Origin of the sequence: Sphingomonas sp. (assembly GCF_964263785.1) — a bacterium.
Taxonomy (GTDB): Bacteria; Pseudomonadota; Alphaproteobacteria; order Sphingomonadales; family Sphingomonadaceae; genus Sphingomonas.
Window position 1 is genome coordinate 1 of the sequence record NZ_CAXVWL010000125.1, and the last position, 2,515, is coordinate 2,515.

General features: G+C 67.9%; 3 protein-coding genes. All 3 read right to left on the reverse strand.

Annotation, left to right across the window (positions count from 1 at the left end; all coding sequences use genetic code 11):
• Positions 1-218 (reverse strand): acyl-CoA dehydrogenase family protein (locus tag ACE5C1_RS16590; RefSeq protein WP_374945186.1); only part of this gene is annotated, 218 nt, incomplete at its 3' end.
• Between the two features lie 42 nt (positions 219-260).
• Positions 261-1,448: an acyl-CoA dehydrogenase family protein gene (locus ACE5C1_RS16595; RefSeq protein WP_374945187.1), complete on the reverse strand. Its 1,188-nt coding sequence runs from the start codon at positions 1,446-1,448 to the stop codon at positions 261-263.
• Positions 1,445-2,515: 3-hydroxyacyl-CoA dehydrogenase NAD-binding domain-containing protein (locus tag ACE5C1_RS16600; RefSeq protein WP_374945188.1), on the reverse strand; the 1,071-nt coding region annotated here is incomplete at its 5' end. The genes ACE5C1_RS16595 and ACE5C1_RS16600, both read right to left, overlap by 4 nt.

A 2,515-nucleotide genomic window follows, 5' to 3' on the forward strand; every position in this document is an offset into this window, starting at 1 on the left:
GCCTCGACATGGCCCATGCCGAGCCCGCCCTGTTCCTCGCCGACGAGGATACCGGTGAAGCCCATCTCGGCGAACTGCTTCCACAGGTCGCGGGAGAAGCCGACCGGGTCATCGGCGTCGCGCAGGGAGCGCAGGTGCGCCACCGGCGCGGCGTCGGCGACGAAGTCGCGGATCGTGTCCGCGAGGGTGGTCTGGTCGTCGGAAAGATAAAGCGGCATGTCACGTCCTTCTCCCTCTCCCGGCACGAGAGGGATTGTTGCCTAGGCTCCCGGCAGCGCCAGGATGTGCTTGGCGATGATGTTGAGCTGCACCTCGCTGGTGCCGCCCTCGATCGAGTTCGCCTTGGTCCTCAGCCACGCGCGCGGCGCCGCGCCGGTGCCGGACCGCTCGCTTTCCCACTCCAGCGCATCCGACCCGCCCGCGGCCATGATAAGCTCGTGCCGGCTCTTGTTCAGCTCGGTGCCGTAATATTTCATCATGCTCGGCTGGGCGGGATGCGCCTGGCCGGCCTTGAGCTGGTCGATGAACCGTTCGCTCATCGCCCGAAAGGCGCGGGCGCGCACCTCGAACGTCGCGATCTGCGCGCGCAGCAGCGGGTCGGCGAGGCGACCGTCGGCGTCGAGCCCGACCGTGGCGATCGCCCCGGCGACCAGCGGGTTTTCGCCCTGGCCGCCCAGCCCCATGCCGGAGATCATCTCGCGCTCGTGGCCCAGCAGGTATTTGGCGACGGTCCAGCCCTTGTTTTCGTCATGGATGCGGTTGGCCTTGGGCACGCGCACCTTGTCCATGAAGGTCTCGCAGAAGGGCGAGTAGCCGCTGATGAGCAGGATCGGCCTGGTCGAGACGCCCTCGCTCGCCATGTCGAACAGGACGAAGCTGATGCCGCCCTGCTTCGATTCCTTCGACGTGCGGACCAGGCAGAAGATCCAGTCGGCCTTGTCGGCGTAGCTGGTCCACACCTTCTGGCCGCTGACGACATAATGGTCGCCCGCATCCTCGGCGCTGGCCGACAGGCCGGCGAGGTCGGAGCCGGCGTTGGGCTCCGAATAGCCCTGGCACCAGCGGATCTCGCCGCGGGCGATCTTGGGGAGGTGCTCCCGCTTCTGTTCGTCGGTGCCGTATTTCAGCAGCGCCGGCCCGAGCATCGAGATGCCGAAGCTGTTGAGCGGGTTGCGCGCGCGGATCGCCGCCATCTCCTCGCGCAGCACCTTGGCCTCGGCCGCCGACAGGCCGCCGCCGCCATAGGCGGTCGGCCAGTCGGGCACGGTCCACCCGCGCTCGCCCATGACCGTCAGCCACCGCGCCTGCGCGGGGTTGGCGGACGGATCGTAGCGGCGCCCGCCCCAGCACACGTCCGCGTCCGAGCGTACCGGCGCGCGCATCTCGGCCGGGCAGTTCGCCGCGAGCCAGGCGCGCGTGTCGGCGCGAAAGGCGTCGAGGTCGGTCACTTGACCGTGCCGTTCTTCAGGCTCTGCGCGACGGTGAAGCCATGTTTCTCCAGCCCCTTGACCACCTTGTCATAACCTTCGGTCTGCGCCCAGAACATCGGGCCGCCGCGATACACCGGCCAGCCATAGCCGTAGATCCACACCACATCGATGTCGCTCGCGCGCTGCGCCTTGCCCTCTTCGAGGATCAGCGCGCCCTCGTTGACCATGGGGTAAAGCGTGCGCTCGACGATCTCCTCGTCGCTGATCGCGCGGACCGGCGTGCCGGACCTGGCGCGGAACTCCTCGATGATCTCTGCGACGCGCGGGCTGGGAGTGGGATTCCGCTTCTCGTCGTAATCGTAGAAGCCGGCCTGCTTCTTCTGCCCCCAGCGGCCCTCGGCGGCGAGCGCGTCGCGGATGCTCTCGATCCGGGTCGGGTCGCGGTGCCAGCCGATGTCGACGCCGGCCAGGTCGCTCATCTGGAACGGGCCCATCGGCATACCGAACGCGACGTGCACCCGGTCGACCTGCTCGGGCGTCGCGCCCTCCATCAGCAGCTTCATCGCCTCCAGCTGGCGCGGCATCAGCATCCGGTTGCCGATGAAGCCGTAGGTGACGCCAGCGACCACGGCGACCTTCTTGATCTTCTTGGCCAGCGCCATGACGGTGGCGAGGACGTCGGGCGCGGTTTTCGCCCCGCGCACCACCTCCAGCAGCTTCATGACGTTGGCGGGAGAGAAGAAGTGCATCCCCACCACGTCCTGCGGCCGCTTGGTGCACGCCGCGATCGCGTCGATATCGAGATAGGAGGTGTTGGAGGCGAGGATAGCGCCCGGCTTGCAGGTGGCATCCAGCTTGGCGAAGATCTCCTTCTTCACGTCCATGTTCTCGTACACCGCCTCGATCACGAGGTCGCAATCGGCGAGCGCGGCGAAGTCGAGCGTCGGGGTCAGCGCGGCCATCGCCGCCTCGACCTGGTCGGGCTTCATCCGCCCCTTGGCGGCGGTCGCCTCATAGTTCTTGCGGATCACCCCGGTGCCGCGGTCCAGCGCCTCCTGCTGCATCTCGACGATGGTGACGGGTAT